Consider the following 26,355-nt stretch of genomic DNA (forward strand, 5'->3'; position numbering starts at 1 on the left):
TCGTCCCTGACCGTTAAAGCTGGCAGTTACAGCGCGGTCTGCCGGTCTTATTTTTGTGATGCCATGATCGACAGATCTACGAGGAATTCAACGGCACCAATCAAAGTGACTTGGCGCGTAAGTGGGGGTGTCGCTTCAATGGATCTATAAGATCGTTAAAGCGGTTTGAAAGGATGAGATCGTCCGCCGCCAAGCCGATATCTTCGCCCCGCCAGATGATGGCTAAGCGGGGCTATTCCTGTTGCACCGGCCGCAAGGGTATTGCATAGGCTGTCCCAATTTGTGCCAGCCTATCCCGGACTGTGCCTGCGCGGCCACGGACGTGCCTACCCATGCCTGAAACGAGGTCAGTACCGTCCCAGGCGTGCATCCACCGAATACGCCCCGCCGCCGCGCGCCACGATGTAGAGCGCCAGAAACCCCATCAACACCGGAAACTCGATGCCTCGGTCAATCCAGGGCCATGTCGGTCCCAGCGCATAGCTGATGGCAAGCATTTGAAGGGCGATAAGCAGTGCGACCAGCCTCGTGGCGAGGCCCATCGCCAGCAGGAGGGCGCCTGCTGTTTCCAGCAGCATGACCAGAAAAGCGAGTTGCGCAGCAAAAGGCAGCCCCATCACGTTCTGGATGAGGTTGATCGATGCGCCCATGGGATCGGCCATCGAGCCGTGGGAGGTTCGCAGCGCCTTGGGGAGTCCGTGGGTCAACAGCACGACAGCGAAGACGGTTCGCAGCAAGGCGTACAGATAAGGTTCGAGGTCCGTGGCTCGTGTGCTCAGCGTGGTCAGAACGGAGCGTAATGGCGATGCGGTTTCGCGTGTCATGGGGAGTCCTTGCGCAGCGGCGGATGACTAGGAGCCGGGGTGTCGGTACGGGCTCCGGGACAGACGGTGCGGTGTACCTGGGCGGGCTTGCGGGCATTCTTCTTGTTTGGGGCGTAGAGATAAATCCCGTGAAGTTGCCATGTGAATTCAAGGCAGAACAACAATCGGCCGGCCCCAGGTCTGCGTACAACGCCAAGCCATAACCCTTCGGTAGGATTCAATCTTTTCTATTTTATGAAACCTAACGATCGAAATTAGGCGTCTTTTTAGATAAGTGAATTGCCCGCAGAATTTCCCTCATTGCGGTTCACCAAGGTGGTGGGCCCTTCCAGAGGAAATCGCCATGACTCATTCCAACCTGTCGTCCAGCACTCTTGCCACCACTGCCATCGGTTCCGCCAGCACACTGTCTTCATCGGTTGCGCTCTCCGGTCGTATCTTGCTGAGCGCTATCTTCCTGCTCTCCGGCGTCTCCAAGATCAGCGCGTCAGCCGGCATGATCGCTTACATCGGATCGGTCGGCCTGCCGTTCCCGAGCCTGGCGCTGGCCATCGCCATCCTGGTGGAAGTGGGCGGGGGCATCGCGCTGGTCTTGGGTTACCGCACACGACTGGTCGCGGCCGGGCTGGCCCTGTTCAGTGTCGCCACCGCGTTGGCGTTCCACAATCAACTGGGCGACCAGAATCAGTTCATCCATTTCTTCAAGAACATTGCCATGGCGGGCGGCCTGTTGCAGGTTGTCGCCTTTGGTGCCGGTCGTTTCAGCCTGGACGCGCGCCGCGCGTAACTCGAAGCCGGCACCCCGCCGGCTCGCCATTCTTCTTATGAGGTGAGATATGAAAGCGATTCGCGTAGCGCAATACGGGCAGGTCGAAGGTTTGTCGTTCGAGGAACTTCCATCACCAGTGCCAGGCCAGGGGGAGGTGCTGATCGAGGTGGCCGGTAGCGGGGTGAATCCGATTGACTGGAAGGTTCTTTCCGGTGCCATGAAGGCTTTCATTCCGCTGCAGTTGCCCTACACCCCTGGCGTCGAGGTCGCCGGTCGTGTGGCGGCCATAGGAGAAAACGTCACGGGCTTCGCCATCGGCGATGAGGTGTTCGGCTTTATCAATATCGTGGGTGGGTACGCCACTGAGGTGGTCGCCAGTGCGGACCGTCTTGCGCATCGGCCCAAGCGGCTGTCAGCGTTGCACGCCGGCGGTGTCCCGGCCGTCGCCTTGACCGCATGGCAGGCCCTGCATGAGCACGGGCAGATCAAGGCCGGCCAACGGGTGCTGATCCACGGCGCTGCGGGTGGCGTCGGTAGCATGGCGGTGCAGATGGCGCGTATTGCGGGTGCCACCGTTATCGCCACCGCCTCGGCGCGCAACCATGACTACTTGCTCAAGTTGGGCGCCACGCAGGTGATCGATTACAACCAGGCGGCATTCGAGGCCGCAATCGAGCCGGTCGATGTGGTGCTGGACCTGGTCGGTGGCGATACCCAGGAACGCTCCTGGTCGGTGTTGAAACCCGGCGGAGTGCTGGTGTCCCCGGTGAGCCCACCCGATGCCAGGCGGGCCGAGGCTGTTGGGGCGACCGGTAAGCATTTCGCTACACGCTCCGATGGCGCGCAGCTTCAGGAGATCGCCGCGCTGTTCGAAACCGGCGAGCTGGTAATCGAGGTCGAGGTGCTGCCTTTGTCCCAGGCGCAAGACGCACTGCGCAAGAGCCAAGACCGGCATATCCGTGGCAAGCTGGTGCTCGACGCCCGTCGGTAAGCCGGGAATCGGTAGCGAACCAAGCCGGGCAGAAGCCCGGCTTTTTTCATCGGCGATTTCCCCTGGACAGGGCATCTCACGTCTGGCGGTAAGCGCTGGGCGTGACACCCACCTCGCGACGAAACACCTGGGAGAAATGGCTGGGGCTGGAATAACCGACCTCCAGTCCGATGTCGATGATACTGCGGTCGGTTTCCAGCAACAGGTGCCGGGCGCGACTCATCCGCAGGCGGATGAAGTACTGCGAGGGCGACAATCCGGTCGCGCGCTTGAATACCCGGCTGAAGTGGTACTCGCTCAATTCGGCGATCCGGGCCAGTTGCGCCAGGTTGAACTCATCGGCCAGGCCCTCGTTCATTGCGGTCAGGACACGGCGCAACTTATACGCTTGCAGCGCGCTGCCGCGTCTCTGGTTGCCGTGTGGATCGGGGTAACGACGGATCAAGTGCACGGCCAGTGCCACGGCCAGGCTATGAACGAACAGCGGGCTGGGCTGGCGTTCTTCGATGAGTTCGATGCGCAACTGCTCGAGGATGAAGCGCACCCGCTCATCCCGGGCGCCGGAGATGTCCAGAAAACTCACGGACGCGCAGTGCTCGCCGAAAAGATCGCGGGCAGCCTGGTCGATCAGCGACAGGTCGAGATACAGGTGCATCACCTCGAAGGTGTCGCCCTCCAGGGTTTGCCAACGCATTTCATAGGGTTCGTGGGTATGGGTGAGGAAAAAGTCGCCGGCCTCCACGGTGGTGGCTGCCCATGCGCCGTCGAGGGCGCGCTCCTCGACCCTGGCTTTGCCTGCCAGGACCAATACCAGCAACGGTTCCACGACGGCGGGTACCCGTATCGGCTCGATGACGCTGTGATGGCTGAACAACTGGACGACCACATCCTGCAGGTGCGGGTGTGATGGCAATGCCTGGGGTGTTCCCGGCAGGTGGCGGGGCATGGTTTCGGCCATGATGCGTTGGGTATCGCCGGCTGCCAGGTCATCATATTCAGACGGGTGCACAGGAGGCTCCTTGTACAGAACTGTTCGCGGGTGAACGCAAGGTCTGGCCTTATCCACTATTCAGAAGTCGGTTACCTGTGCCTTGAAGCGCTCGATCAACCAGCGCGTCGCGGGCCCGGGTGGCATGTCCGTCCGGTAGATGGCGTCAAAGGCATAATCGCCGCCGGCGCAGTCGGGCAATTCGAGATGCACCAGTCGGCCGCTGGCCAGGTCGTCGCGCACCCGGTCGATGGGCATGTTGCCCCAGCCGATGCCCTCGCGAAGCAACATGTGCTTGGCGCCCAGATCCGCCAATCGCCAGGTACGGGTGCCGATCACCGCGAACTCTTGATCTTCGGTAAGACGGGAACGGTCAGTGAGGACCAATTGGACGTGGGAGCGCCCGGTACCCGGCGCATGTGGCCCCGGTTGTGCCAATGGGTGATCGGGTGCAGCGACCGGTATCAAGGCCACCTTGCCCACGCCGATACGCTCGATGCCGTCGAGGTTATTGGTCAGCGGGCCGCTCACCCCCAGCGTGGCCATGCGGTCGAACACCCGCTGCGTCACGCCGCCCAGGGCCTCGATATGCAAGTGCAGCGACACGGTCGGGAACTGTTCGCGAAACGCCTTGAGCGCGTCGACCATCCGTTCACTGGGCAGCATTACATCGAGTACCAGGTGCACTTCGGCTTCAAGGCCGTGCAGCAGCCCGCGAACCTTGGCCCGCAGGCCGTCGATGCCGTTGTAGATGGTGCGTGCTTCGGCCAGCACGGTGCGCCCGGCATCGGTCAGTTGGGGTTTGCGGGTGGTCTTGCGGTCGAACAGGCTGACGCCGAGCTGCATTTCCAGGTTGGCGATCGAGTAGCTCACCACGGAAGTGGCCCGATGCAGTTTGCGCGCCGCGCCGGCGAAGCTGCCGACATCGACCACGGTCAGGAATACACGGAGCTGGTCGAGGGTGGGCGTGCCTGGGTCTGAAATCATTGCTAATCGCTCGAACGTTTCATGGATGTTATCCGGATTTTTCGCACAAGCGCAAAACCCCGACAGCCTCGGCAAACCTGCGAAAGCCCGGCGTTCCCCGTTGCGAGACAGTGAAGCCGTCGATAACGACCGCGCCCCAGGGGCGCCGAGCCGGCGAATGTCTCCTCGGCTCGCAACGCAGGAGAACATCATGACTGTTATCAAGCACGCTCTACCCAACGAAGTCGAAGGCAAAGTCGCGCTGGTCACCGGCGCAGCCAGTGGCATCGGCAAGGCGATCGCATTGCTGCTGCATGCCCGTGGCGCCAAGGTCGTCGCCGAAGACCGCAACCCCGCCGTCGAAGAACTTGCGCGCCCCGGGCTGGTGCCACTGGTGGCCGACATCACCGAGGACGGCGCCGCCGAGCGCGCGGTGGGATTGGCCGTGGAGCAATTCGGCCGGCTGGACATCCTGGTCAACAACGCCGGGATCATCATCAACAAACTGGTGATCGACATGACCCGCGAAGACTGGGAGCGCATTCAGGCGGTCAATGCCACCGCGGCCTTCCTGCATTGTCGCGAAGCGGTCAAGGCCATGATGCCCAACAAGGCCGGAGCCATCGTCAACATCGCATCCTATGCTTCCTATTTTGCCTTCCCGACCATTGCCGCCTACACGGCATCGAAAGGTGCGTTGGCCCAACTGACCCGGACACTGGCGCTCGAAGTGATCGGGCATGGCATTCGTGTCAATGCCGTCGGCGTCGGCGATGTGGTGACCAACATCCTCAACGATGTGGTCGATGACGGTCCGGCTTTCCTGGCCCAGCATGGAGAAGCCGCCCCCATCGGTCGCGCCGCGCAACCGGAGGAAATCGCCGAAGTCGTGGCTTTTCTCGCTTCGGACCGCGCCAGCTTTATCGTCGGTTCGGTGGTCATGGCCGACGGCGGCATGACCGTCACTGCCGGTTGATCAATCTGGTGGTACCGTTGCGTTCACTTCAGTTCAGGCATTGCGCGCCGGCTCTGGCGACTTGGGCGTCCTGCTCGGCCTTGACCCCGGACACGCCCACAGCGCCGATCACCTGACCGTCGACAATGATCGGGACGCCACCCTCCAGGGACGTCAACAGCGGCGCGGACAAAAAGGCCTGGCGTCCACCGTTGACCATCTCTTCATAACCTTTGGATTCGCGCCGGCCGAGGGCCGAGGTGCGGGCTTTTTCGGTGGCGATGTAGGCACCGATGGGCGCGCAGCCATCGAGGCGCTCCAGGGCCAGCGGGTGACCGCCATCATCGACAATCACGATGGCGACGGCCCACTGGTTGCTGTTCGCTTCATCGCGGGCGGCCGAGAGAATCCGGCTGACTTCGTTCTGGCCGAGTACGGCTTTGCTTTTCATGGGAGCTCCAGGTTTAAGGCAGCGCGGCTTCGACCCACTCGATCCAGTGCCGGACCGGGGTCCGTCCCGCGCCGTCGAGATGGGTCTGACAGCCGATATTGGCGGTGACAATCACGTCGGGGCGCCCGCTTTCCAGGGCGTTGAGTTTGTTGTCACGCAGCTGCCGGGACAGTTCGGGCTGGGTGATCGAATAGGTGCCCGCCGAGCCGCAACACAAGTGGCTGTCGGGCACCGGCGTGAGGTTGAAGCCCAGCTTCGTCAGCACCGCTTCAACGGCGCCGCCCAGTTTCTGCGCGTGCTGCAAGGTGCAGGGGCAGTGGAAGGCCAGGCGCTGGTCGCTGTGGATGCTCAGTTTTTCCAGTGGCTCTTCGCGCAGTACTTCAACCAGGTCCTTGGCCAGGGCGCTGACCTTTTTCGCCTTTTCGGCATAAATTGGGTCGCTGCCGAGCAAGTGCCCGTAATCCTTGATGAACGCGCCACAACCGCTGGCGGTTTGCACGATGGCCTCGGCACCGTTCTCGATGTTCGGCCACCACGCATCGATGTTGCGGCGCGCACGATCCAGGCCCACGGCCTGGGCGTCCAGATGATAGTCCACGGCGCCGCAGCAGCCGGCTTCGGCAACGGGTGTCACACTGATCCCCAATCGATCCAGGACCCGGGCGGCGGCCGCGTTGGTATTGGGCGACAGGCTCGGTTGTACGCAGCCTTCGAGCATGAGCACCTGTCGGACATGGCGGGTCACCGGTCGCGGTTTGGCGGCAGGGACATGGCGAGGTAACTTGCCGCGCAGGGTGTCGGGCAGCCATGGCCGAAACACCCGGCCGCCGCTGACCAGTCCCTTGAACACGCCGGGATTGGGCACGACCGCTCGCAACCCCTCGCGCAACAGGCGCTGGCCGAGAGGCCGTTCGACCGCCGCATCGACTACGGCGCGGCCAATGTCCAGCAGGTTGTGGTAGTCGACCCCGGAGGGGCAGGTGGTTTCGCAGTTGCGGCACGACAGGCAACGATCCAGGTGCTGCTGGGTCTTCGCCGTGACCGGGTTGCCTTCGAGTACTTGCTTGATCAGGTAGATACGCCCTCGGGGGCCATCCAGTTCATCGCCGAGCAACTGATAGGTCGGGCAAGTGGCATTGCAAAAGCCGCAATGCACGCAGGTGCGCAGGATGCTTTCGGCCTCTTCGGCGCGGGGCAGTTGGCGGGCCTCTTCGCTCAAGGTGGTCTGCATGGTTCAAAGCTCCGCGTAGAGGCGACCGGGGTTGAAGATTCCCTGTGGGTCGAGCCGTTGCTTCAGGTTCCGGTGGTAGCGCATCAGTGCGTCAGGCAGCGGTTGGAATGGACTGTCGATCAGTCCGTGGTCGTAACAGGTCACATGACCGCCAACGCCTTCGACGATCTGACGAATGAACGCGGCTTCGGCACCGGACTTGAGCCAGCGCTGGGCACCGCCCCAGTCGATCAGTTGCCTGCCAGGCAAGGGCAGCCACGCTGTGTTGTGTGGCACGGACAGGCGCCACAGCGGTAGATTTTCATCGAAGAAGCTCAAGCGATGTTCGTTCAGATCATCCCAATACGACGCGTCCAACACCTCGCCGCCCAGTCGGTCATGGGCCGCCGCCACCGAGCCTTCGCCGCCTTCGAGCCGCAGGTGCAGGCGTTGGCCATCGTGGCAGGCGGCGCTGATCGGCAGCGGCTGTTGGCCCCATTCCGCCAGGCGCAGCAAGGCGCGATCGCTGTCCATTTCCAGGCTGATGCTCAAGGCTTGCCGAGGTTTGGGCAGGACTTTGAGCGACACGTCGGTGATCACCCCAAGGGTGCCGAAGCTGCCGGCCATCAGGCGCGACAGGTCGTAACCGGCGACGTTCTTCATGACTTCGCCACCGAAGCGCAGATGCTTGCCCTGGCCGGTGATGACCCGCGTGCCGAGGACGAAGTCCCGCACCGAACCCGCCCACGGGCGGCGTGGGCCGGAGAGTCCGCTGGCAATCATGCCGCCCACCGTGGCGTCGCCGAAGGAGGGTGGTTCGCAGGGCAGCATTTGCTGCGAGGCGCTCAGCACCTCGGACAGTTCCCGTAGGGGCGTACCGCAACGCACGGTCACCACCAGTTCCGTCGGGTCATAGCTGACGATGCCCCGGTGGACCCGGGTGTCGAGGCGCTCCCCAGTGACCGAACGCCCCAGGAAGGCTTTGCTGTTGCCACCGTGGATCCACAGCGGCGTGGCGTTCTTCAGCGCCTGGTTGACCTGTTCCAGCAACGCGTCGCTGGCGTCCCTATCGTGTGTGCTGTGCATCAGAAACGCTCCAGCTCAGGGAAGGGCAACTGCCCCAGGTGCACATGCATGGCGCCAAATTCGGCGCAGCGGTGCAACGTCGGAATATTCTTGCCGGGGTTGAGCAGGCCGCTCGGATCGAAGGCGGCTTTGACGGCGTGGAATACGGTCAATTCGTCGCTGTTGAATTGCGCGCACATCTGGTTGATTTTCTCGCGGCCCACCCCGTGTTCGCCGGTGATGCTGCCGCCGACTTTCACGCACAGTTCGAGGATCTTGCCCCCCAGGGCCTCGGCGCGATCGAGCTCGCCCGGTTGGTTGGCATCGAACAGGATCAACGGGTGCATGTTGCCGTCGCCGGCATGAAACACGTTGGCGACCCGCAGGCCGTACTCGGCCGACAAGGCGGCGATGGCGTGCAATACGCCGGGCAGCTCCCGACGCGGGATGGTCCCGTCCATGCAGTAATAATCCGGCGAAAGGCGGCCCACGGCAGGAAACGCATTCTTGCGCCCTGCCCAGAAACGCACGCGTTCTGCCTCGTCGCGGGCCTGGCGCACTTCGGTGGCGCCGGCCTGCTCCAGCACCTGACGCACACGGGCGCAATCATCATGGACGTCGGCTTCGACGCCATCGAGTTCGCACAACAGAATGGCTTCGGCCTCCACCGGGTAACCGGCGTGAATGAAGTCTTCGGCGGCGCGGATGGCCAGGTTGTCCATCATTTCCAGTCCACCGGGAATGATGCCCGCGGCGATGATGTCACCCACTGCGCGACCGGCTTTTTCGACCGAGTCGAACGCCGCCAGCAACACCTTCGCGGTCTGCGGCTTGGGAAGCAGCTTGACCGTGACTTCGGTGATGACCCCGAGCATGCCTTCGGAGCCAGTGAACAACGCCAGCAGGTCCAGGCCCGGCGAATCGAGCGCATCGCTGCCCAGGGTCAGGTGTTCGCCCTCGACGGTGAGAATGTCGACCTTGAGCAGGTTGTGTACGGTCAGACCGTACTTGAGGCAATGCACGCCACCGGCATTTTCCGCGACGTTGCCGCCGATGGAACAGGCAATCTGAGAGGAGGGATCCGGCGCGTAGTACAAGCCAAACGGCGCGGCCGCCTGGGAAATCGCCAGGTTGCGCACCCCGGGCTGGACCCGTGCGGTACGGGCGGCCGGGTCGATGTGCAAAATGTTGTTGAAGCGCGCCATGACCAGCAGAACGCCTTTTTCCAACGGCAGCGCACCACCGGACAAACCGGTCCCGGCCCCCCGGGTGACGACAGGCACCTGCCGTTCATGACACAGCGCCAGCACGCCCCGAACCTCGTCGAGATGGCGGGGCAGTACCACCAGCAGCGGCGTGGTGCGATAGGCGGAAAGTCCGTCGCATTCATAGGGCATGAGTTCTTCGCGCTGGTGCAGGATCTCAAGGTCCGGCAAGCGCGCCTGCAAGGCCTGCAGCAGCGTGGCTTTATCCACGGCAGGCAGGGCACCATCAACGCGTTCATCGTAGAGAATGTTCATAGTCGGCCGGCGACACTCGGTTGTTTTTATTTGAGGTCAGGTTCCGCATGCAGCTGACTTGCATCATTGGTCCGAGGCGATCTACTGTCTATGTCTTGTTGAGGTGGTCGAACCAGTTTTTGACCGGCTATTTTCTTGTTGTTTTTAATAAGCCATTTAAAAACAACAAGTTGTGGTAAGTACTAAGTCGGCTTGAACACCATGGCTAAGCTGGTCATACCAGTTGGAGGCGCAATGGACGACACCCAGACCCGTCGTAATCTGCAAGTGGCCGATGTGGTTTGCGAACGCATCGAGCGTCTGATCGTGGACGGTGTGCTCAAGACGGGGCAGTTGTTGCCGTCAGAGCGTCGACTGACGGAAAAGCTCGGTGTTTCACGCACGGCGCTGCGTGAAGGGCTGAAGCTGTTGCGTGCTCGCGGGATCATCAAGACGGAGCAGGGCAAGGGCTCGTTCGTCGCCGACCTGTCGGGCAACAGTGCCGCGTCACCGTTGATGCACCTGTTCAGCTCACAGCCCCGCACGCTTTACGATCTGTTCGAGGTCCGCAGCCTGCTCGAAGGCGAGTCCGCACGGTTGGCGGCCTTGCGCGGCACGGAGGCCGATTTCGTCCTGATCACCCGCAGCTACGACGCGCTGCTGGACGCCCACACCCGCGCATTGGAGCCCTCCGAACACGCCCGGCTCGATCATGCGTTTCACCTGGCAATCTGCGAGGCGTCGCATAACCCGGTGCTGGTGCAGACCTTGCGCTCGCTGACGGACCTGCTGCTCACCACGGTGTTCGCCTCGGTCAACAACCTCTATCACCGCGCACCGCAGAAGCGGCAAATCGATCGCCAACATGCACGGCTTTATAACGCCGTAACCGGACGCCTTCCCGAGCAGGCGCGCAAGGCCGCCGTTGCGCATATCCAGAGCATCTGCGACAACCTCAAGGAAATCGAAAGCGAAGAGCAGCGTCTGGTGCGTGCCACGTTGCGACTTGAAGGGTGGGCATGATGCGGCACCTGGATCATTTGTCCTTGCGCCTGTTCATTCTGACGGAGCGGGTTTTCACCGATCCGCCTTCTGCGCTGGGGAGGTACTTTCCGCTGTTTGCACAAAACCGCGTGCCATTTGCTGATACAGCTCGGGCCCCATCCGGGAGCTGACGGCTTTGGCGACAAGGGCAACGCCCATAAGGCTGATAACCATTCCATGACTGTCGATCATCTCCATGACGATGATGGCTGAGGTAATGGGCGACTGGGTCACGGCGGCAAGAAAACCCACCATGCACAGGGCAATGACCGGTTGTACGCCAAGGTTGAACAGATCTGAGATGTTGGCGCCGATCGCTGCGCCCACTGCCAGGCAGGGAGCAAAAATCCCGCCGGGGATACCAGAAAAGTACGTCACCACCGTGGCAATGAAGCGGGTCAGGGCGGCATGCCACGGCAGGCCGATGTCAGATGCAATGACGTGGTTGGTAACGCCATACCCGCTGCCAAATGACATGCCGCCACTGAGCATGCCGAGCGCCGCCACAATCAGTCCGCAGATGCCGGCGAACCATACCGGATGCTGATGCCGCCACTGCCAGATCGGGGAGTGCCGATAACGCTGGGGCCATAACAACATGCGGCTGAAGAGTCCACCCAGCAGGCCGCAACCAACGGCAATCAGCAGCGCTGGCAGGATGATATCCATGCTGGCGTCTTGCACGCCGAAATGGCCGAAATAGTTGTAGTTTCCCTGCAAGGCAATGGCCACCATCCCGGACAGAATAATGGTGCTGAGCAAAACCCCGCTGGTACGTGTCTCCAGGCGCCGTCCCAACTCCTCCACGGCAAAGGCGATGCCCGCCAGCGGGGTATTGAACGCAGCCGCGATCCCGGCAGCGCCCCCGGCAAGAATCAGATCTTCACTGCGTATGATGCGTGCGTTGGGCAAGTAGCGATGGAAGAAGTGCATGACTGAAGCCGCCACCTGCACTGATGGCCCCTCCCGTCCGGCCGAGAAACCACCTGTCAAGGCAAGGGTGCCCAGGCCGATTTTGGCGAAGGCGATCTTTAACGACACCAATTGGCTGACGGGCTTACCCTGACGCGCCAAGCGGGTAGCGGCGATCACCTGGGGAATACCGCTGCCCTGGCAACCGGGCAAGAAGCGGTTGGTCAGCCCGACCACCAGCATGCCGATCAGAGGCGTATAGATAAACGGTAGCCAGGGGCGTTCAGCGGTTTGCAGCGCGAATTGATTCAGAGCCAGGTCGGCCAGGCGAGCGAACATGACGACGAGCAAGCCGGCGAGGGTGGCGGCCACCCACAACGTGACACGGGTGCGCCAGCGCATGGAAGCAAATCGACGACGTAGCAAGATGAATGGTCTGATCACTCAGGTGGACCCCAGTTGAGAAAACGTTCGGGAGCTGCGCTAAGCCTAACCGTAAATGAGTACTCATGCCGATGAGCGAAGCCGGATCCCGCTCACGAGCGCCGCAACGTTTCGATGGTTTCGATCAGGGCGTCATAGGACACAGGCTTGCCGAGGTGTTGATCGAACCCTGCCGCATGGGATTTCTGAACATCGCTATGGGTGCCGTAACCGGTGAGGGCGATGGCCGGGACGTTTTTCGCCAGCGGTAGCTGGCGTAGCGCACTGATCAGTTGATGGCCGTTCATGACCGGCATGCCCAGGTCGGAAATGATCAGGTCGAAACGCCGGGATTCCGCGGCCTTCAGTGCCTCCAGCGGCTGGTCAAAGGCCAGGACCTGGGCGTCTTCCATTTCCAGCAGCATCTTCATGGTTTCCAGCACTTCCGGCGAGTCATCCACCAGCAGGATGTTCAAACCATCGAGCTTGCCGGTCGCCGATTCGATCGCCGCGACCGGGACGGTTTCGCTCTGCGGGGCGGCCAGGGGCAGGCAGACGCTGAAGGTGCATCCGGCGCCGAGTCCTGCCGAGGTCACCTGGACGGTTCCATGCTGAGCCTCGGTCAGCTGTCGTACCAGGGACAGGCCAATGCCCAGGCCTTCGCGCTGATGGTGAACGTGTTGTTTTTCCGCCTGGCCGAACATGTCGAAGACGTGTTCGAGGTTTTCCACGGCAATACCGATGCCATTGTCCTTGATGTCGATCCGCGCCATTTGATCCTGACGACGGGCGATCAGTTGAATGTGTCCCATGGATGGGGTGAATTTCAGCGCGTTATTGACCAGGTTCCAGATGATCTGGTCCACCCGGATCGGATCGGCATAAACGACCAGCGGTTCATCTGGCAATTGCAGGTCGATCTGGGTCTGGTGTTGTGCGTTGATCACCACGGTGTAGATGTCGCGAAGCACATCGGTCAAGTCGATTCGCGATGGTTGCAGCTTGAGTTTTCCGGTGCGTACGCGGGCGACATCCAGCAGGTCGTCAATGATGCGTGCCTGGCTGTTGACCGCATCGCAGATGGTGTTCACGGCTTTGGCCGCCGGACTGGATGTACGAGTGATCGGCAAGCGACGCAGCATTTCGGCATTGAGCTGGATGAGGTTCAGCGGATGCTTGAGCTCATGGGACATGACCGCAAAGAACTCGTCCTTCAGGGAAATGGTATTGCGGGACTGTTTCAGTTCCTGGCTCTGTTTTTCGTGTTCCTGCTGGTGCCCGGTCAGGTCGCGGGCGATTTTCACGTAGCCTTGCAGGTGATCGCCGCTGAGCAGCGTGACCTCGCCGCTGCAATAGAAAAGGCTGCCGCCCTTGCGCAGGTGCCAGCGTTCATCTTTGGCGCGACCGTGGGTACGGGCAGTCTTCAGCTCAGCTTGCGGCGCACCGTTGGCACGATCCTCTTCGGAGAAAATGAACTCGTAGGAGGCGCCCTCAGCCTCCGCTTTGGTATAACCGAATATCAGCTCGGCACCCTTGTTCCAGTGGGTGATCACGCCGCCTTCGTCGAGGATGATGATCGCGTAGTCATGGGTACTTTCCGCCACCAGGCGCATGCGCTCTTCGCCCAGGCGCAACTCCTCTTCGGCGGCGCGGCGGGTGGTGATGTCGATGAAGGTCAGCACCGTGCCGTCAATATGGTCTTCGCTGGAGCGATACGGCAGCAACCGGGCAATGTACCAACGCTTGTCACTGATGCTGCTGACTTCACGTTCGATCATGTTCAGTGACTCGAATACTTGCGCCGCATCGTCGGCCAGGTCGGTGTAGTCCAGGCGATGGGTGATGTCGAGCAGTGAACGACCGGTGTCCACCGGCAGCATGTTGAAAATCTCCGTGGCCCGGGGCGTGAACCAGCGGATGCGCATGCTACGGTCGACAAACACCGTGGCGATGTCGGTCGAGGCGATGAGGTTGGTCAGGTAGTCGTTGACCTTGTCGGTTTCTTCAACTTTGGTCTTGAGCTCGAAATTGACCGTCAGCAGTTCCTCGTTGATCGACTGCAACTCTTCCTTGCTGGTTTCCAGCTCTTCGGTAGCCGAGCGCAGCTCTTCGTTGATGGCCTGCATTTCCTCGTTGGACGCTTTCAGCTCCTCGTTGGAGACCTCCGACTGCTCGATCGTGTCTTGCAGGTGCAGCTTGGTGCGTTGCAGCTCGCGTTCGAGATTGGACAGGACCTGGCTTTCGGTCTGCACCTGGGCCATGGCCGCTTCCGCCGAGTCGATGTCACTTTCCTCGAAGATCACCAGCAGGTAGTCGCTGTCCGACTGCTCGTCCCTGTAGGGTTGGACGATCATGTCGATCCGCAGATGCCGGTCTTCATACTTGATCGATACGTCCCGCGACTTGACCGCCAGACCACTCTGTTGCACCTGGAACAGTGCGGTGCGGATTTCCAGGCGCAGCTCCGGCAGGATCAACGTCAGCAAGTTGCGCGACAACTCGCCGCCGACGTGCCGCAGGTAGCGCCCGGCGCCTTCACTCATGTGCAGGATATCGGCGTTGGTGTCGACGATCATGCTCGGCGGCGCGGCGCGTTCGATGGCGCGCCGGTGGATGTCGGCGAACGACAGCTTGGGTTGCACGTGGTTCTTCAGCTCGGGAAGCGAGTGGCCGGTGCTGCGGGTGTAGCCACCCCGAGGCATGGTGGGAACGCGGCGGCTGTTGGGGCTTGTGCTCTTGGCCCGGAAGATCCGGTTGCGCTTGTCCACCGGGTTGAACAGCTCATGGCAGGCATCGGCGCTCTCGGAGGTGCCGAGAAACAGGAAACCGCCGGGGCGAAGCGCGAAATGGAACATCTGCAGGATTTCGCGTTGTACCTCCCGATCCAGGTAGATCAGCAGGTTGCGGCAGACGATCAGGTCGATCTGCGAAAACGGCGGATCCGCCAGCAGGCTGTGCTTGGCAAACAGCACTTTTTCACGGAGCTCCTTGCGAATTCGATAGTGATCGTCTTCCTTCACGAAATACTGGCGCAGGCGGGTCGGCGGCACATCGGTGACGATGGCCTGGGGGTAACGACCGGCCCGCCCGAGGCTGATTGCACGCTCGTCGATGTCCGTGGCAAACAGTTGCAGCTTGGCTTTGCTGCCCTTTACCTGCAGCTGGTCGTCGAGCAGCATCGCCAGGCTGTAGACCTCTTCCCCGGTAGAGCAACCCGCCGACCAGACACGCAGTTCTTCATGTTCCGGTCGTGGCGGCGTCAAGGTGGCGACCAGCTGCGGTATCACATCGCGCTCCAGCGCTTCGAAGGCCTCGCGGTCGCGGAAAAAGTTGGTGACGCCGATCAGCATGTCCCCCAACAGCGCCTTCGGCTCTTCTGGATTGCCTTGCAGGTACTGGGAATAGGTCGCCAGATCGGGCTGGGTGGTGACTTGCATCCGCCGTTCGATCCGCCGAAGCACCGTGGCGCGTTTATAGTGCTTGAAGTCGTGACCGGTGCTGCTGCGCAGGTAGGCCAGGATCTCGTGTAGATAGTGCTCGGCGGCGACAGCTTCCTGTTCGGCGTGATTTTCCAGTCCAGGATCAATGGCGCTGGGAAGGGTGATCGCTTGGGAATTACGCCACAGTTCGAGGATTTTCTGCGGCATGTCCACTACCGGCAAGACCAGGTCGACCATGCGTGTTTCGATGGCGGCGCGGGGCATGCCGTCGAACTCGGCGTCTTCCGGCGATTGCGCCAGGGTGACGCCGCCCTGTTCCTTGATGCGCGACAGCCCCACGGCACCGTCCGAGCCGCTGCCCGACAACACTACGCAAAAGGCCCGCTCACGGTGAACATTGGCAAGGTCGCGGAAGAACAGGTCAATGGCGGAGTGGCGATCGAGGGTAGAGGCGACGGGACTGATATTCAGATAGCCATCGTTCATCGCCAGTTGCTGGGCTGGCGAAATGACATAAACGTGGTTCTTTTCAATGGGTACAGTCTGGGTGACCTGCACAACCGGCATGTTGGTCGATTGCTGAATGATCTGGTCGGCAATGCTTTGATGGTCAGGCGACAGGTGCAGGACGATCACGAAGGCCATGCCGGTTTCCTGCGGCATGTTCTCGAAAAACAGCTTGATCGCCTGCAAACCGCCCGCAGACGCGCCAATTCCGACGACGCCAAATTCAAGGTGGGAGGCGGTTTTACTCAACGGTGATGGCGTTGTCATGGGGCTTCTCTTGATAAAGCGACGACCTGACGCCGCGCACACACACATCGGACTTTTGCCTGGGGCAGGCGAATATTGGCGAAGCGGTGGAATGCTGCACCAGAACGTCATTGTACGCTATGTGGTAAGCAGGTCTTTGGAAGCGATTCGCGTTGAGCGAACGGTTATCCGAAAACAGCGCTATCGGACCCCGATTACCGATCAGGCTTTTGCTGATCGAGCGCAGCAACATACGCGCTGAACATGTCCGCCATGCCATCGGCGTATGCCGCGATTTGCGCGTCGGTCCGTGGGCTTCCTGAAAAATCCTTCCCTACGGAACTGAGCGTGGTCAGGATCAGATCGCAGGCCGCCGAACGAGTAGGCTCGCTGACGTCGGGGAGCAACTCGAGCATGAAACTGGCGAAGATCCGCTTGCCTGTCGCGCGCACTTCGTGGGCTTGCGGTGCGTCGCGATAGAGCGGTGCGGCGTCGTTCAGCGCGCCACGCATCGGCGCTTCTTCGCACTCGGAACGAATGAACGCATGCACCAGGTTGCGCAGGCGATCCAGGGGCGGTTCCTCCAGGCTTTCCAGAATCCGGCACAGCATCTGGGTGGTCTGTTGCCACTCATCGCTCTGCAGCCGGAACAGGATCGCGACCTTGTTGGGAAAGTACTGGTACAGCGAGCCGATGCTCACGCCGGCCTTTTCCGCGACGCGAGCGGTGGTGAAGCGAGCGGCGCCTTCCTTGGCCAAAACCTGAACAGCGGCCTCTAGAATCGCCGCCACCAGCTCGGTGGAGCGTGCCTGCTGTGGCTGCTTGCGTGAGGAAATACGGGCGGTCTGGCGCTGGGTCATGGGCGGCTCGGTCGTCGTGGGGAAACGCGAATAGCGAATGGGGCGAATCACTCGCATCATTTAAATGCGACGAATCAGTCGCATCTTAGTCCCCTATCGATGGAAAGCAATCATGACTACTTTGACCACTGAACCTCTGGCGACCCTGATCGAACGCCTCTACACCCAGGCCAGCGCGGCCACCAGTCCGGTGCTGAGCACGGTGCCGAGTGAAGAGCGCGAGCGGCTGATGCGCAGCAAGACCGAATACCTCGACCTGTACGGAATGCTCAAGGACTTGTGGCTGCCGGTCTCCCGCGACACGGGCAAGCTGCTGTACATGCTCGCACGCAGCGCAAAGGCCAGGGCCATTGTCGAGTTCGGCACGTCGTTCGGCCTGTCTACCCTGCACTTGGCTGCGGCGTTGCGGGACAACGGCGGCGGCGTGCTGATTGGCAGTGAGTTCGAGCCTTCGAAGATCGCCCTGGCGCGTCGCCATTTCGTTGAAGGCGCCGTCGATGACCTGGTGGACATCCGCGAAGGTGATGCGCTGGTTACCCTGGCCAGCGATCTCCCGGAAGCGGTCGACCTGCTCCTGCTCGATGGCGCCAAGTCGCTGTATGGCGACGTGCTGAGCCTGGTTGAAAAACACCTGCGGCCGGGCGCCCTGGTGGTGGCGGACAACACCGATTACTGCCCTGAATACCTGGCTTACGTGCGTTCACCGCAGAATGGCTACCTCTCCGTACCTTTTGCCGATGACATTGAAGTGTCGATGCGTCTGGGATGATACGGGCCTCTTGAGGGGCTGCCGGGATCGGTGGCTGTCGGTTGTCCAACCCGACGGCCGATCAACCCAGCCTCGCTGCGGCCGCTTCATGCACCGCCTCGTCCCAGGCAGGCGTTGCAGGGAACAGCTCAAGCAGAAAGGCGATGAAGGCTTTTACGTTGGGACTGCCGCGTCGGCTTTCCGGCCACAAGGCGGTGATGGAGAAGCGTTCCGCAGTGAACTGGGGGAGGACTGGAATCAGTTCTCCCCGGCGAACATAGGGCGCAGCCACGTAGTGCGGGGTGATACCGATGCCCCCGCCCGCCGCCATGATAGCCGCCACCGCGTCGCTGACATCCACGGTGAATGCGACGTCGGGGCTCCACTCAAGTTGTTTGTCATCCGCCTGATAGGACCAGCGCAGACTCTGCCCGGTGCTCTGGTAGCGAAAGTTCACGCACTCATGCTCCGCAAGATGCTCGATGGTCGCCGGTATACCTTTTCGCTGCAGGTACTGGGGCGACGCAAACGCGCCGATTCGATGGGGCCCCAAGGGCCGCGAAACCAGACGTGAATCGGTGAGGTTCCCCACGCGAACGGCCACGTCGATCCCTTGCTCGATGATGTCGGAATACTGATCGCCGAGTCGCAAGTCGATTGCCAGATTGGGGTATTGCTCACGAAACCTGGGCAATGCAGGCGCCAGGATGTTCACACCGATGGGGAGGGGGGCGGTGACTTTCAAGACACCTGAGGGCTCGGCGCGGGTTGCGACCGCAGCCTGATCGATTTCTTCGACCTCTCGCAGAATGCGCAATGCACGCTCGTAAAGATCCCGCCCTTCAGGCGTGAGGGTCAGGGAGCGCGTCGTGCGGGTGAACAGCATCAGCCCGAAATGCTCCTCAAGCCGCTGCACGCTCTTGCTGACGGCGGAGGGGGACACCGAGAGCGCCCGCGCCGCAGCGGTATAGCTGCCCAGGGAGGCGGCCCGCGCGAATGCGATGAGTCCGGTAAGACGGTCGAGACCAATTTGTGCCTTCATGGCACTAGTAAAGCGACTTGCGCCCCAATTATCAATCTACGATCACAGCCTTACGCTTACTCCATCGCACGCCATCCTGGCGTTCACTGGAGCCTCGACATGACCATCACCCCAACACTTGCATCCAATCTCACCGGCCGTACGGTCGTCATCTTCGGCGGTACATCGGGCATCGGCCTGGCCGCCGCGATACAAGCGAAGGCCGCCGGGGCCAAAGTCTTGGTCATCGGCTCGGATGCGGCCCGTGCCGAGCAGGCGTCGAAGGAACACGGCTTGGACGGCTGGCGCGGCGCCGACGTGACCCGCCGTGAGGCGGTCGAAGCGGCTCTGGCGGATATTCCGGTGGTGGATCACCTGGTGCTGCTCGCCGGTACGTTCGTCACCGGAAGCATCCTGACCGCCGACGTCGATCATCTGCGCCGGGCGTTCGATGAGCGTATCTGGGCGTCCATCAATGCGATCCGTATCCTGGGTGACAGGTTGTCCAAGGCGGGATCGATCACCTTCATCTCGGGTGCGCTCGCTGATCGACCCAATGCCCATGGCACTGCCGTCATCGGGGCGGCATCGGCCGCCATGGAGTCGCTGGCCCGTGGCCTGGCCCTGGAGTTGGCGCCGATTCGGGTGAACACCCTGTCGCCCGGCCCGATCGACACCCCGATCTTCAGCAAAGCATTGGGCGAAGGCCGTGACGCCTACGTGGCTTCCCTGGAGCAGACCTTGCCGCTGCGTCGCATTGGTACGGCGGAGGAAGCCGGTGCTGCAACGGTGTTCTTGATGACCAACACGTTCATGAACGGTGCCGTGCTCAACGTTGATGGCGGTGCTCGATTGGTCTGATCTTGAAGGGACGAACGGACACCCCTCGGTAGAACGACAGGATGGCGAGTATCTGCACGACGACGGCGCCTGTCACGACGGCGATGATGGCTTGATCCGGGTGGCTGAAGGCGGTGCGCACCAGGCCGAAGAATGCAGGGGCGAAGGCATAGGTGGCCTGGCTGATCGCGACCATCAGCGCGATGACCCTGGCGGTGTGTTCACGGCTGAACTCGGTCTGTGCGATCAACGGCGGCAGGGAGGTGGCGTTGCCGATGCCTGAGCCGATCAGCACCACCGCCATCCAGGCCACTGACGGGTGGAGGTCCAGGCCGAGGAGCATCAAGGTGCCCAGCATCTGGATGGCATAGCCCAGGCACGCCAGTAGCCTGCGGTCGATGCCTTGGATCATCAGGCGCGCCGCGATGTAGCGCCCGCCCATGGCACTGGCGGTGGCCAGGCCCATGGCAAGTGAGGCGTCATGGGCTCCCAGGCGTCCCGCCAGGATCGAGTACAGGTGGGCGATCAAGCCGATCTGAGCGAACAACCCCAGGGACATGCCGGTGGCCAATGTGCGGAAATTGGCCACCTTGAGGGTCTGCACGACAGTCCATGGAACGGCACTGCTGGCGGGTATCAAGGGTTCCGGCTGCTCGGCGTTGTCAGGATGCTGTCCCAGGCGTTGTGGGGTTTTGTTGAAGACCAGGAAGGCGAAAATGCCGATGAGCAGCACGGCCGCGAGGCTGATCACCAGCGCTGCCGTGGCAAAGCCAAAACCCTCGATCAGCCATACCCATAGGGGCGAAAAGACCACGCCGCCCAGGCTGGCGCCGTTGTAGGCCTTGCCCAGGGCCTTGGGCCTTTCCTTGACGTACCACGGCGCGACCAGGGTATTGACGGCCGCGGCCCCCAAGGTCACCCAGCCGATACCCGAGCACAGGGCACCGGCATACAGCACCCAGAGCTGGTCGGCTTGGGCCCAGATGTTCACACCGATACCCAGGACGATGCTGCCCAGCAGAGTGATGGTTGGAATGCCGAAGCGTGCGTAGAGCCTGGGTAGATTGGCGATGACGATCGTGCCGCTGAGAAAGTGCAAGGTGACTGCAGTCGACACCTGGGCGATGGGCCAACCCGTGCGCTCCATGACCGATTGCATGTAGATCGGCGGGCCATAGAAACCGATCCCCCAACCGATCATCGCCAGGATGAACGTGCAGGTCAGTACGGTTTTTCCAAAAAAACGGCTGTGTTTCATCGCCAACTCCTCCATGTGGGCTCACAGCGTATGCGTCAGGCAGATGTCTCACTTCGAGGCGCAACGAACAATGGATGTTTCGCCGCACATGCAGGTGGCGAGGGGGAGGGTGAGGACGGGGTAAGATGACTCAATGAAAAACGCCACTGTCCCTGGCCGGGACAGCGGCGTTGACCTCCAGTCTTTCGCGCTTACTTGTAGTGTTGCTCAAACATCGCGACCTGTTCCGGCTTGATCAACTGGAAGGGGACCCACACTTCCGCCTCGACCGGCTCGCCCTTGATCATTTTGACGGCCGCTTGCAGCGCGGCGGTCGCCTGGGCCTTGGGGTCCTGAAACACCGAGGCGACCAGCATCCCGCGCTTGATTGCCGCCAGCCCGTCGGGCAGGCCATCGATGCCGACAATCGCGATTTCGCCCTTGGCTTTTCCCGCTTGTTGCAGGGCCATGGCCGCGCCGATGGCCATTTCGTCGTTGTTGGCGACAATGGCGTCGAACGAGGTACCGGCCAGCAGCCAGTTGCTGGTCAGGTCCATCCCCTTGGCCCGTTGCCACTCGGCACTTTGCTGTTCGACGATCTTGATCCCGGGGTAATCCTTGAGCACCTGTTTGACCCCTTCGGTGCGGTCGTGCGTAGCGTTCTGCGCGAGGTCGCCCATGATGATCGCGAGGGTGCCTTTACCGTTCAGTTTTTCCGCCAGGTAGTGCATTTGCAATTGGCCGGCCTCGATGTCGTTCGAAGCCACGGTGACCACGCCCTTGGGCAGGACGCGCTCGTCCGGATGACGGTTGACGTAGACCAGCGGCACCTTCGCCTCGACGGCGGCGCGGGTCATGTTGGTAGTGGCGGCGGTGTCCACGGGCAAGACGATGACCGCATCGACCTTCTGGTTGATGAAGCCCTGGACCTGGTTGAGCTGGCGCACCACATCGCCCTGGGCATCCTCGAACTGGATCTGGACGTTGTCTTTCTTTGCGGCGTCTTCCAGGCCGCTGCGCACATAGGTCATGAAGTTGTCGTCAACCCTGGCGATGCTGACGCCGATGCGATAACTGGCGGTGGCCCATTGGCTGAAGGCGAAGAGCAGCGTGGCAATAAGCAGTGTGCAACGACGCATGGTGATATTCCTTTTGTTGTTATGAGTCGATCAGGCGTGAAGGTTGTCGGCGCACCTCGATTCATGCCCAAGGGCGCCGCCGTTTCATCGATCCAGACTAAACGCTTGCCGGAAGCGTTGAAGTGCCGCCTCGCTGTCGCCGCTAGCCCAGCCCTCAAGGCCGACGACACCGGTGTATCCCATGTCGAACAAGGCTTTGGCAATGGCCGGGTAGTGGATTTCGCCGGTCCCCGGTTCCATGCGGCCAGGGACGTCGGCCACTTGGATTTCGCCGATGGCGCTGCCGGCGCGCTGGATCAGTTCGATCAGGTTTCCTTCACCGATCTGTGCGTGGTAGAGGTCCAGGTTCAGCTTCAGATGAGGGCTGCCCACGGCCTCGATCAGCGCCAGGGTGTCATCGGCGCGAGCGAACGGCGTGCCAGGATGGTCTACCTCGGTGTTGAGGTTTTCCAGCAGGAACACCCGGCCGGCGTCTTCACCCAGGCGCGCGATTTTTTCCAGGGTCTTGCAGGCGTTCAACCACATGCGGCCGGTGGTGAGGGCCACCGGTTTGACCGGCAAGCCTTTGTCGCCCAGGCCTGTGCCATGCAGGTTGAGGCTCGGGCAGTTCAACCGGGCGGCGACGGCCAGGGATTCCCGTGCGCTGTCGAGCAGGTGCTGGATGTCCTCGGGGTCGGTCAGGTTGCCCGCGATGTAGCCGGTCATCGAGGTGAAGTCGGCGCCGGTGGCGACCAGGGCGGCAATGTCCTTCTTCGTCCAGTCCCAGATTTCGGCGCTGAAGCCCAGTGCGTGAATCCGTTTGACCCGCTCGGTGAACGGCAGGTCGAGGAAAACCATCTCGGCGCTGATCGCCAGTTTGAACGGAGTGAAGCTCATGGTCGGCCTCCTTGCACGCGCACGGGCTGGCCTTGCTGGAACGACTCGATGCAGGCGCGGGCAATGGCCAGGGCAGCGCGGGCGTCTTCACCGCTGGCGAGGGGCTTTTCGCCGGTGCGCAGGCAACTCACAAAATGGTTGAGCTCGGCCACATAGGCATCCCGTAGCAGGTCGGTGTCCAGGCGCTGTGTGTCGGCCTGGATGCCATCGGCCAGGTAGCGAACCAGGTCGGAGTCATTGACGGCGCCCATGGTCAACATGCCGGCGCTGCCGAACACTTCGCCCCGGACATCGTAGCCATACACCGCCTGGAAATTCGCCTCGGCGGTGGCGAGGGCGCCGTTGTCGAAACGCAGGGTCACCATGGCGGTGTCGAGGAAACCCTTGTCCTTGAAGTCTGGCGCGATCAGGGCATCGGCCATCACGAAGACTTCGACGACCTCGGCCCCAGGATTGAGGTAACGCAAGGTGTCGAAGTCGTGGATCAGGGTTTCGAGGAAGATCACCCACTGCGGGGAGTTGGCCGGATTGTTCAGCGCCGGGTCGCGGGTCAGCGACCGCAGCAGTTGCGGTGTGCCGATGCGGCCGGCGACCACGTCCAGGTGCGCGGTGCGAAAACTCTTGGCGAAGCGGCGGTTGAAGCCGACCTGCAAGGTGACCCGGGCATCGACGGCAGCGGCGATGGCGCGGTCCGCTTCGTCGAGGGTGATCGCCATGGGTTTTTCACAGAACACACTTTTGCCAGCGCGGGCTGCGCTGATGACCAGCTCGGCGTGGCTACGGGCCGGAGCGGCAATCAGTACGGCGTCGATCTCGGGGTCGTCGAGCAATTGCTGTGGGTCGGTGTAGACCCGCTCCACCCCCAACTGTGCCGCCAGGCGGGCGGCTTGGCCCGGTGTCGGGTCGGCGATGGCAGCCAGGCAGGCGCCGGGAATGTGTCGGGCTGCCGTCAGGCCGTGAAAGCTGCCCATGCGGCCGGCGCCAATGAGACCGAGGCGGATGATCTTGGATGTATTCATGAAACGCACTTCCCCTTTTTTTGTTATCAGCAGGATTGTTTTCGCTGTACAGGCAGGGGAGCAAAGCCTGTGCCAATGCATATCTTATTGATAAGTAAGCATTTATTCCTTATCTAGCGAAATAAGTGTTAATTCTCATGACATGCCTATACTGCACATGTACATAAAATGAACATTGGAGCTTTTCGTGATCCCGGCACCCATCGCTGTCAGCGAGCAAGACCTCGACTACATCGCGTCACTCGGTCCGGCGTCGTTGAGTGACGGACCGATTGGCGCTTTGGAGCAGGCCTGGCTGGCTTGCCTGGACGGATGTATCGAGCGGCCTGATGGGGTCCGGCAGGTGATCTGGAACTCCTGGTTGCGCAGCGTCGAGGCCGGCCTTGACCCCGAGGACGGCGCGTATCGTTTTGTCGATCCAGCCGACCTGGCCGCAACGCTGGCCGCCCATCGCGTGATGATCGCAGTGGCGGCCGAGGTCATGGGCGGGTTGTTGGCCTACAACCCCAGGGGCCATATCAACCTGACCGACGCCGAAGGGACCACATTGTATTTCTGCGGCAGCGATCTCACCCCGGTGGGCAGCCGCTTGCTGGAGTCGGTGCAGGGCACCAACTGTACGGGGTTGGCATTGGCTGAAGATCGGCTGGTCTATGTGCTGGCCGAAGAGAACTTCGGCGTCGGCTTGCGCAAGCGACGCATGCATTGCGCCGCCGCACCGATTCGCGATGCCCGGGGACGGACCCTGGCGATCCTGACCCTGACCGCCGAGCCGGGCTGGTTTCATTTCCACACGTTGGGCACCGTGCAAGCCGCTGCCGAAGCCGTATCACGGCAAATGGCGCTGCAGGCCTTGCTGGAAGAACAACAGACGATGCTTGAAGTGCTCAACGAAGGCCTGGTCGTGCTGGACGACCGTGGCTGCATCAGGGCCATCAACGGCTATGCCCGGCAGTTGTTTCGCGTCGGGCGGGATCTGCTGGGCCAGCCGTTCCAGCGCTTGGGCCAGAGTGAGCTGACCGATGAGATCCTGCTGCGTGGCGGGGAAGGGCTGCGGGATCTGGATTGCACCTTCGAATTGCATGATCGCAGCCACCTGGCCTGCCTGGTGTCGGTGTGCTCACTGGAGCAGGGCGGGCGCATCGTTTCGCTGCGGGAAAACCGGCGCATCCGCGAAATCACCCGGCGGATCATCGGCACCCAGGCCAGCTACACCTTCGACACCATCCAGGGCAGCTCCCGGGCCATCCAGGACGCGTTGCACCTTGGACGAATCGCCAGTCGCAGCGACTCCACCACGTTGATCCTCGGCGAAAGCGGTACCGGCAAGGAGCTGTTCGCCCAGGCGATCCACAATGCCAGTGAGCGTCGCAGTGGCCCATTCGTGGCGGTCAATTGCGGGGCGATCCCACGAGATCTGGTGCAGAGCGAATTGTTCGGGCATGTCGAGGGGGCCTTCACCGGTTCGGCTCGCGGCGGATCCGCCGGCAAGTTCGAGTTGGCCGATGGCGGCACAATCTTCCTCGACGAAATCGGTGACATGTCGTTCGGGGCCCAGGTCAGCCTTTTGCGGGTCTTGCAGGAAGGCGAAGTCACTCGCGTGGGGGCGAAGAAATCCCAGCGAGTGAACGTGCGCATCATCGCCGCCACCCATCGCAACCTGAGCCAAGCGGTGGCTGACGGCGCGTTTCGCGAGGATCTTTACTATCGGCTCAACGTGCTGAATCTGACGGTCCCGCCGCTGCGCATGCGCCGGGAGGACGTACCGTTGCTGGCGCACCATTTCCTCTCTCGTTGCGCTCGCTCACTGCGCAAATCGGTGCGCGGCATCTCGCCCCAGGCGCTGGACGTGCTGTCGGCCTACCACTGGCCAGGCAACGTGCGTGAGCTGGAAAATATCATCGAGCGTGCGACCAATCTGGCGGTCAGCGAACAGCTGCAGCCGGATGATCTACCGCTGGAAATCAGGCAGGGCCTGCGGCCGTCATCGCCAGGGAATATGCCTGAGCGACCGGCAGCCCTGGGCCTCGATGCCCATGAAATGAACGCAATTGTCGCCGCCCTCGAGGCCACCCGGGGCAACATCCGCCTGACTGCCCAGCAACTGAACGTTTCCCGGGGTGGGCTGTACAACAAGATGAGTCGGTACGGGTTGAGGGCGGAAACGTTTCGTTCCGGGGGTAAGGCTGCTCACTCAAGTCAGTAGATGAACCTGTGGCGAGGGGATTCATCCCCGCTGGGGCGCGAAGCGGCCCTAAGATTTTGGGGCTGCTACGCAGCCCAGCGGGGATGAATCCCCTCGCCACAGTGAACCGGGCGAGTCTT

22 protein-coding genes are annotated in these 26,355 nt (G+C 61.9%); 7 read left to right on the forward strand and 15 right to left on the reverse strand.

The features are described 5' to 3' along the window. Nucleotides 1-347: 347 nt before the first annotated feature. Entirely contained in the window at nucleotides 348-824 is a 477-nt protein-coding gene (locus tag PCOSP_RS12905) for a DoxX family protein (RefSeq protein WP_464711551.1), read from the reverse strand. A gap of 343 nt (nucleotides 825-1,167) precedes the next feature. Here PCOSP_RS12905 and PCOSP_RS12910 point away from each other — a divergent pair, with 343 nt between their 5' ends. Both PCOSP_RS12910 and PCOSP_RS12915 read left to right on the forward strand, forming a co-directional pair. Continuing rightward, nucleotides 1,168-1,611, forward strand: coding sequence for a DoxX family protein (locus tag PCOSP_RS12910; protein ID WP_265069176.1), 444 nt, complete (start codon nucleotides 1,168-1,170; stop codon nucleotides 1,609-1,611). Between the two features lie 49 nt (nucleotides 1,612-1,660). Continuing rightward, nucleotides 1,661-2,584 (forward strand): NADP-dependent oxidoreductase, encoded by a 924-nt coding sequence (locus tag PCOSP_RS12915; protein ID WP_464711552.1) that lies wholly within the window; start codon nucleotides 1,661-1,663, stop codon nucleotides 2,582-2,584. Between the two features lie 76 nt (nucleotides 2,585-2,660). Here the strand turns inward: PCOSP_RS12915 and PCOSP_RS12920 are convergent, their stop codons facing one another. Together PCOSP_RS12920 and PCOSP_RS12925 are read right to left on the reverse strand one after the other, a co-directional pair. After that, on the reverse strand, nucleotides 2,661-3,542 hold the full coding sequence (locus tag PCOSP_RS12920) for a helix-turn-helix domain-containing protein (RefSeq protein WP_464711928.1): 882 nt from the start codon (nucleotides 3,540-3,542) through the stop codon (nucleotides 2,661-2,663). Between the two features lie 111 nt (nucleotides 3,543-3,653). Continuing rightward, on the reverse strand, nucleotides 3,654-4,559 hold the full coding sequence (locus tag PCOSP_RS12925; RefSeq protein WP_175361514.1) for a LysR family transcriptional regulator: 906 nt from the start codon (nucleotides 4,557-4,559) through the stop codon (nucleotides 3,654-3,656). A 190-nt stretch (nucleotides 4,560-4,749) separates the two neighbouring features. Here PCOSP_RS12925 and PCOSP_RS12930 point away from each other — a divergent pair, with 190 nt between their 5' ends. Further along, nucleotides 4,750-5,514, forward strand: coding sequence for an SDR family NAD(P)-dependent oxidoreductase (locus tag PCOSP_RS12930; RefSeq protein ID WP_139642230.1), 765 nt, complete (start codon nucleotides 4,750-4,752; stop codon nucleotides 5,512-5,514). A gap of 28 nt (nucleotides 5,515-5,542) precedes the next feature. Here the strand turns inward: PCOSP_RS12930 and PCOSP_RS12935 are convergent, their stop codons facing one another. Genes PCOSP_RS12935 through glcD form a run of 4 tightly spaced genes read right to left on the reverse strand, consistent with a single transcriptional unit; the run spans nucleotide 5,543 to nucleotide 9,739 of the window. Then, nucleotides 5,543-5,944, reverse strand: a complete 402-nt coding sequence (locus PCOSP_RS12935) for a heme-binding protein (RefSeq protein WP_024776341.1) — start codon at nucleotides 5,942-5,944, stop codon at nucleotides 5,543-5,545. 13 nt (nucleotides 5,945-5,957) lie between these two features. Next, nucleotides 5,958-7,175, reverse strand: coding sequence for a glycolate oxidase subunit GlcF (gene glcF / locus PCOSP_RS12940; protein ID WP_139642232.1), 1,218 nt, complete (start codon nucleotides 7,173-7,175; stop codon nucleotides 5,958-5,960). A gap of 3 nt (nucleotides 7,176-7,178) precedes the next feature. Further along, nucleotides 7,179-8,240 carry a glycolate oxidase subunit GlcE gene (gene glcE, locus PCOSP_RS12945; protein ID WP_175361515.1) on the reverse strand — a complete coding sequence of 354 codons (1,062 nt, stop codon included), beginning with the start codon at nucleotides 8,238-8,240 and terminating at the stop codon, nucleotides 7,179-7,181. Then, on the reverse strand, nucleotides 8,240-9,739 hold the full coding sequence (gene glcD / locus PCOSP_RS12950; RefSeq protein WP_175361516.1) for a glycolate oxidase subunit GlcD: 1,500 nt from the start codon (nucleotides 9,737-9,739) through the stop codon (nucleotides 8,240-8,242). Before glcD ends, glcE begins: the two co-directional genes overlap by 1 nt. A 234-nt stretch (nucleotides 9,740-9,973) precedes the next feature. Between glcD and glcC the strand changes: the two genes are divergently transcribed. Continuing rightward, nucleotides 9,974-10,741, forward strand: coding sequence for a transcriptional regulator GlcC (glcC, locus tag PCOSP_RS12955; RefSeq protein ID WP_139642238.1), 768 nt, complete (start codon nucleotides 9,974-9,976; stop codon nucleotides 10,739-10,741). 54 nt (nucleotides 10,742-10,795) lie between these two features. Here the strand turns inward: glcC and PCOSP_RS12960 are convergent, their stop codons facing one another. The 3 genes from PCOSP_RS12960 to PCOSP_RS12970 form a co-directional block, all read right to left on the reverse strand. Then, nucleotides 10,796-12,076, reverse strand: a complete 1,281-nt coding sequence (locus PCOSP_RS12960) for a chloride channel protein (protein ID WP_217510089.1) — start codon at nucleotides 12,074-12,076, stop codon at nucleotides 10,796-10,798. Between the two features lie 134 nt (nucleotides 12,077-12,210). After that, nucleotides 12,211-16,311: a CheR family methyltransferase gene (locus PCOSP_RS12965; protein WP_464711554.1), complete on the reverse strand. Its 4,101-nt coding sequence runs from the start codon at nucleotides 16,309-16,311 to the stop codon at nucleotides 12,211-12,213. Nucleotides 16,312-16,505: 194 nt separating this feature from the next. Continuing rightward, nucleotides 16,506-17,150 (reverse strand): TetR/AcrR family transcriptional regulator, encoded by a 645-nt coding sequence (locus PCOSP_RS12970; protein WP_175385438.1) that lies wholly within the window; start codon nucleotides 17,148-17,150, stop codon nucleotides 16,506-16,508. Between the two features lie 112 nt (nucleotides 17,151-17,262). On the opposite strand from PCOSP_RS12970, the gene PCOSP_RS12975 reads away from it, so the two are divergent. Further along, nucleotides 17,263-17,919, forward strand: coding sequence for an O-methyltransferase (locus PCOSP_RS12975; protein ID WP_175385437.1), 657 nt, complete (start codon nucleotides 17,263-17,265; stop codon nucleotides 17,917-17,919). 61 nt (nucleotides 17,920-17,980) lie between these two features. Here PCOSP_RS12975 and PCOSP_RS12980 read toward each other — a convergent pair whose 3' ends face one another. Then, entirely contained in the window at nucleotides 17,981-18,940 is a 960-nt protein-coding gene (locus PCOSP_RS12980) for a LysR family transcriptional regulator (protein ID WP_464711556.1), read from the reverse strand. Between the two features lie 99 nt (nucleotides 18,941-19,039). Between PCOSP_RS12980 and PCOSP_RS12985 the strand changes: the two genes are divergently transcribed. Then, complete coding sequence (locus PCOSP_RS12985) at nucleotides 19,040-19,780, forward strand: SDR family oxidoreductase (RefSeq protein WP_139642250.1); 741 nt, start codon at nucleotides 19,040-19,042, stop codon at nucleotides 19,778-19,780. Here the strand turns inward: PCOSP_RS12985 and PCOSP_RS12990 are convergent. The 4 genes from PCOSP_RS12990 to PCOSP_RS13005 form a co-directional block, all read right to left on the reverse strand. Further along, nucleotides 19,749-21,017: an MFS transporter gene (locus PCOSP_RS12990; protein ID WP_464711558.1), complete on the reverse strand. Its 1,269-nt coding sequence runs from the start codon at nucleotides 21,015-21,017 to the stop codon at nucleotides 19,749-19,751. The two genes, PCOSP_RS12985 and PCOSP_RS12990, sit on opposite strands and share 32 nt — an antisense overlap. Nucleotides 21,018-21,208: 191 nt before the next feature. After that, a complete protein-coding gene (locus PCOSP_RS12995; RefSeq protein ID WP_464711560.1) occupies nucleotides 21,209-22,135 on the reverse strand; it encodes a sugar ABC transporter substrate-binding protein in 927 nt (308 codons plus the stop codon). An 84-nt stretch (nucleotides 22,136-22,219) separates the two neighbouring features. Then, nucleotides 22,220-23,011, reverse strand: coding sequence for a TIM barrel protein (locus tag PCOSP_RS13000; protein WP_041021745.1), 792 nt, complete (start codon nucleotides 23,009-23,011; stop codon nucleotides 22,220-22,222). Next, a complete protein-coding gene (locus PCOSP_RS13005) occupies nucleotides 23,008-24,030 on the reverse strand; it encodes a Gfo/Idh/MocA family oxidoreductase (protein WP_464711563.1) in 1,023 nt (340 codons plus the stop codon). Before PCOSP_RS13005 ends, PCOSP_RS13000 begins: the two co-directional genes overlap by 4 nt. 187 nt (nucleotides 24,031-24,217) lie before the next feature. Between PCOSP_RS13005 and PCOSP_RS13010 the strand changes: the two genes are divergently transcribed. Then, entirely contained in the window at nucleotides 24,218-26,236 is a 2,019-nt protein-coding gene (locus PCOSP_RS13010; protein ID WP_175385433.1) for a sigma-54 interaction domain-containing protein, read from the forward strand. The last annotated feature ends 119 nt before the right edge of the window (nucleotides 26,237-26,355 follow it).

It is taken from the genome of Pseudomonas sp. MAFF 730105 (assembly GCF_055380705.1).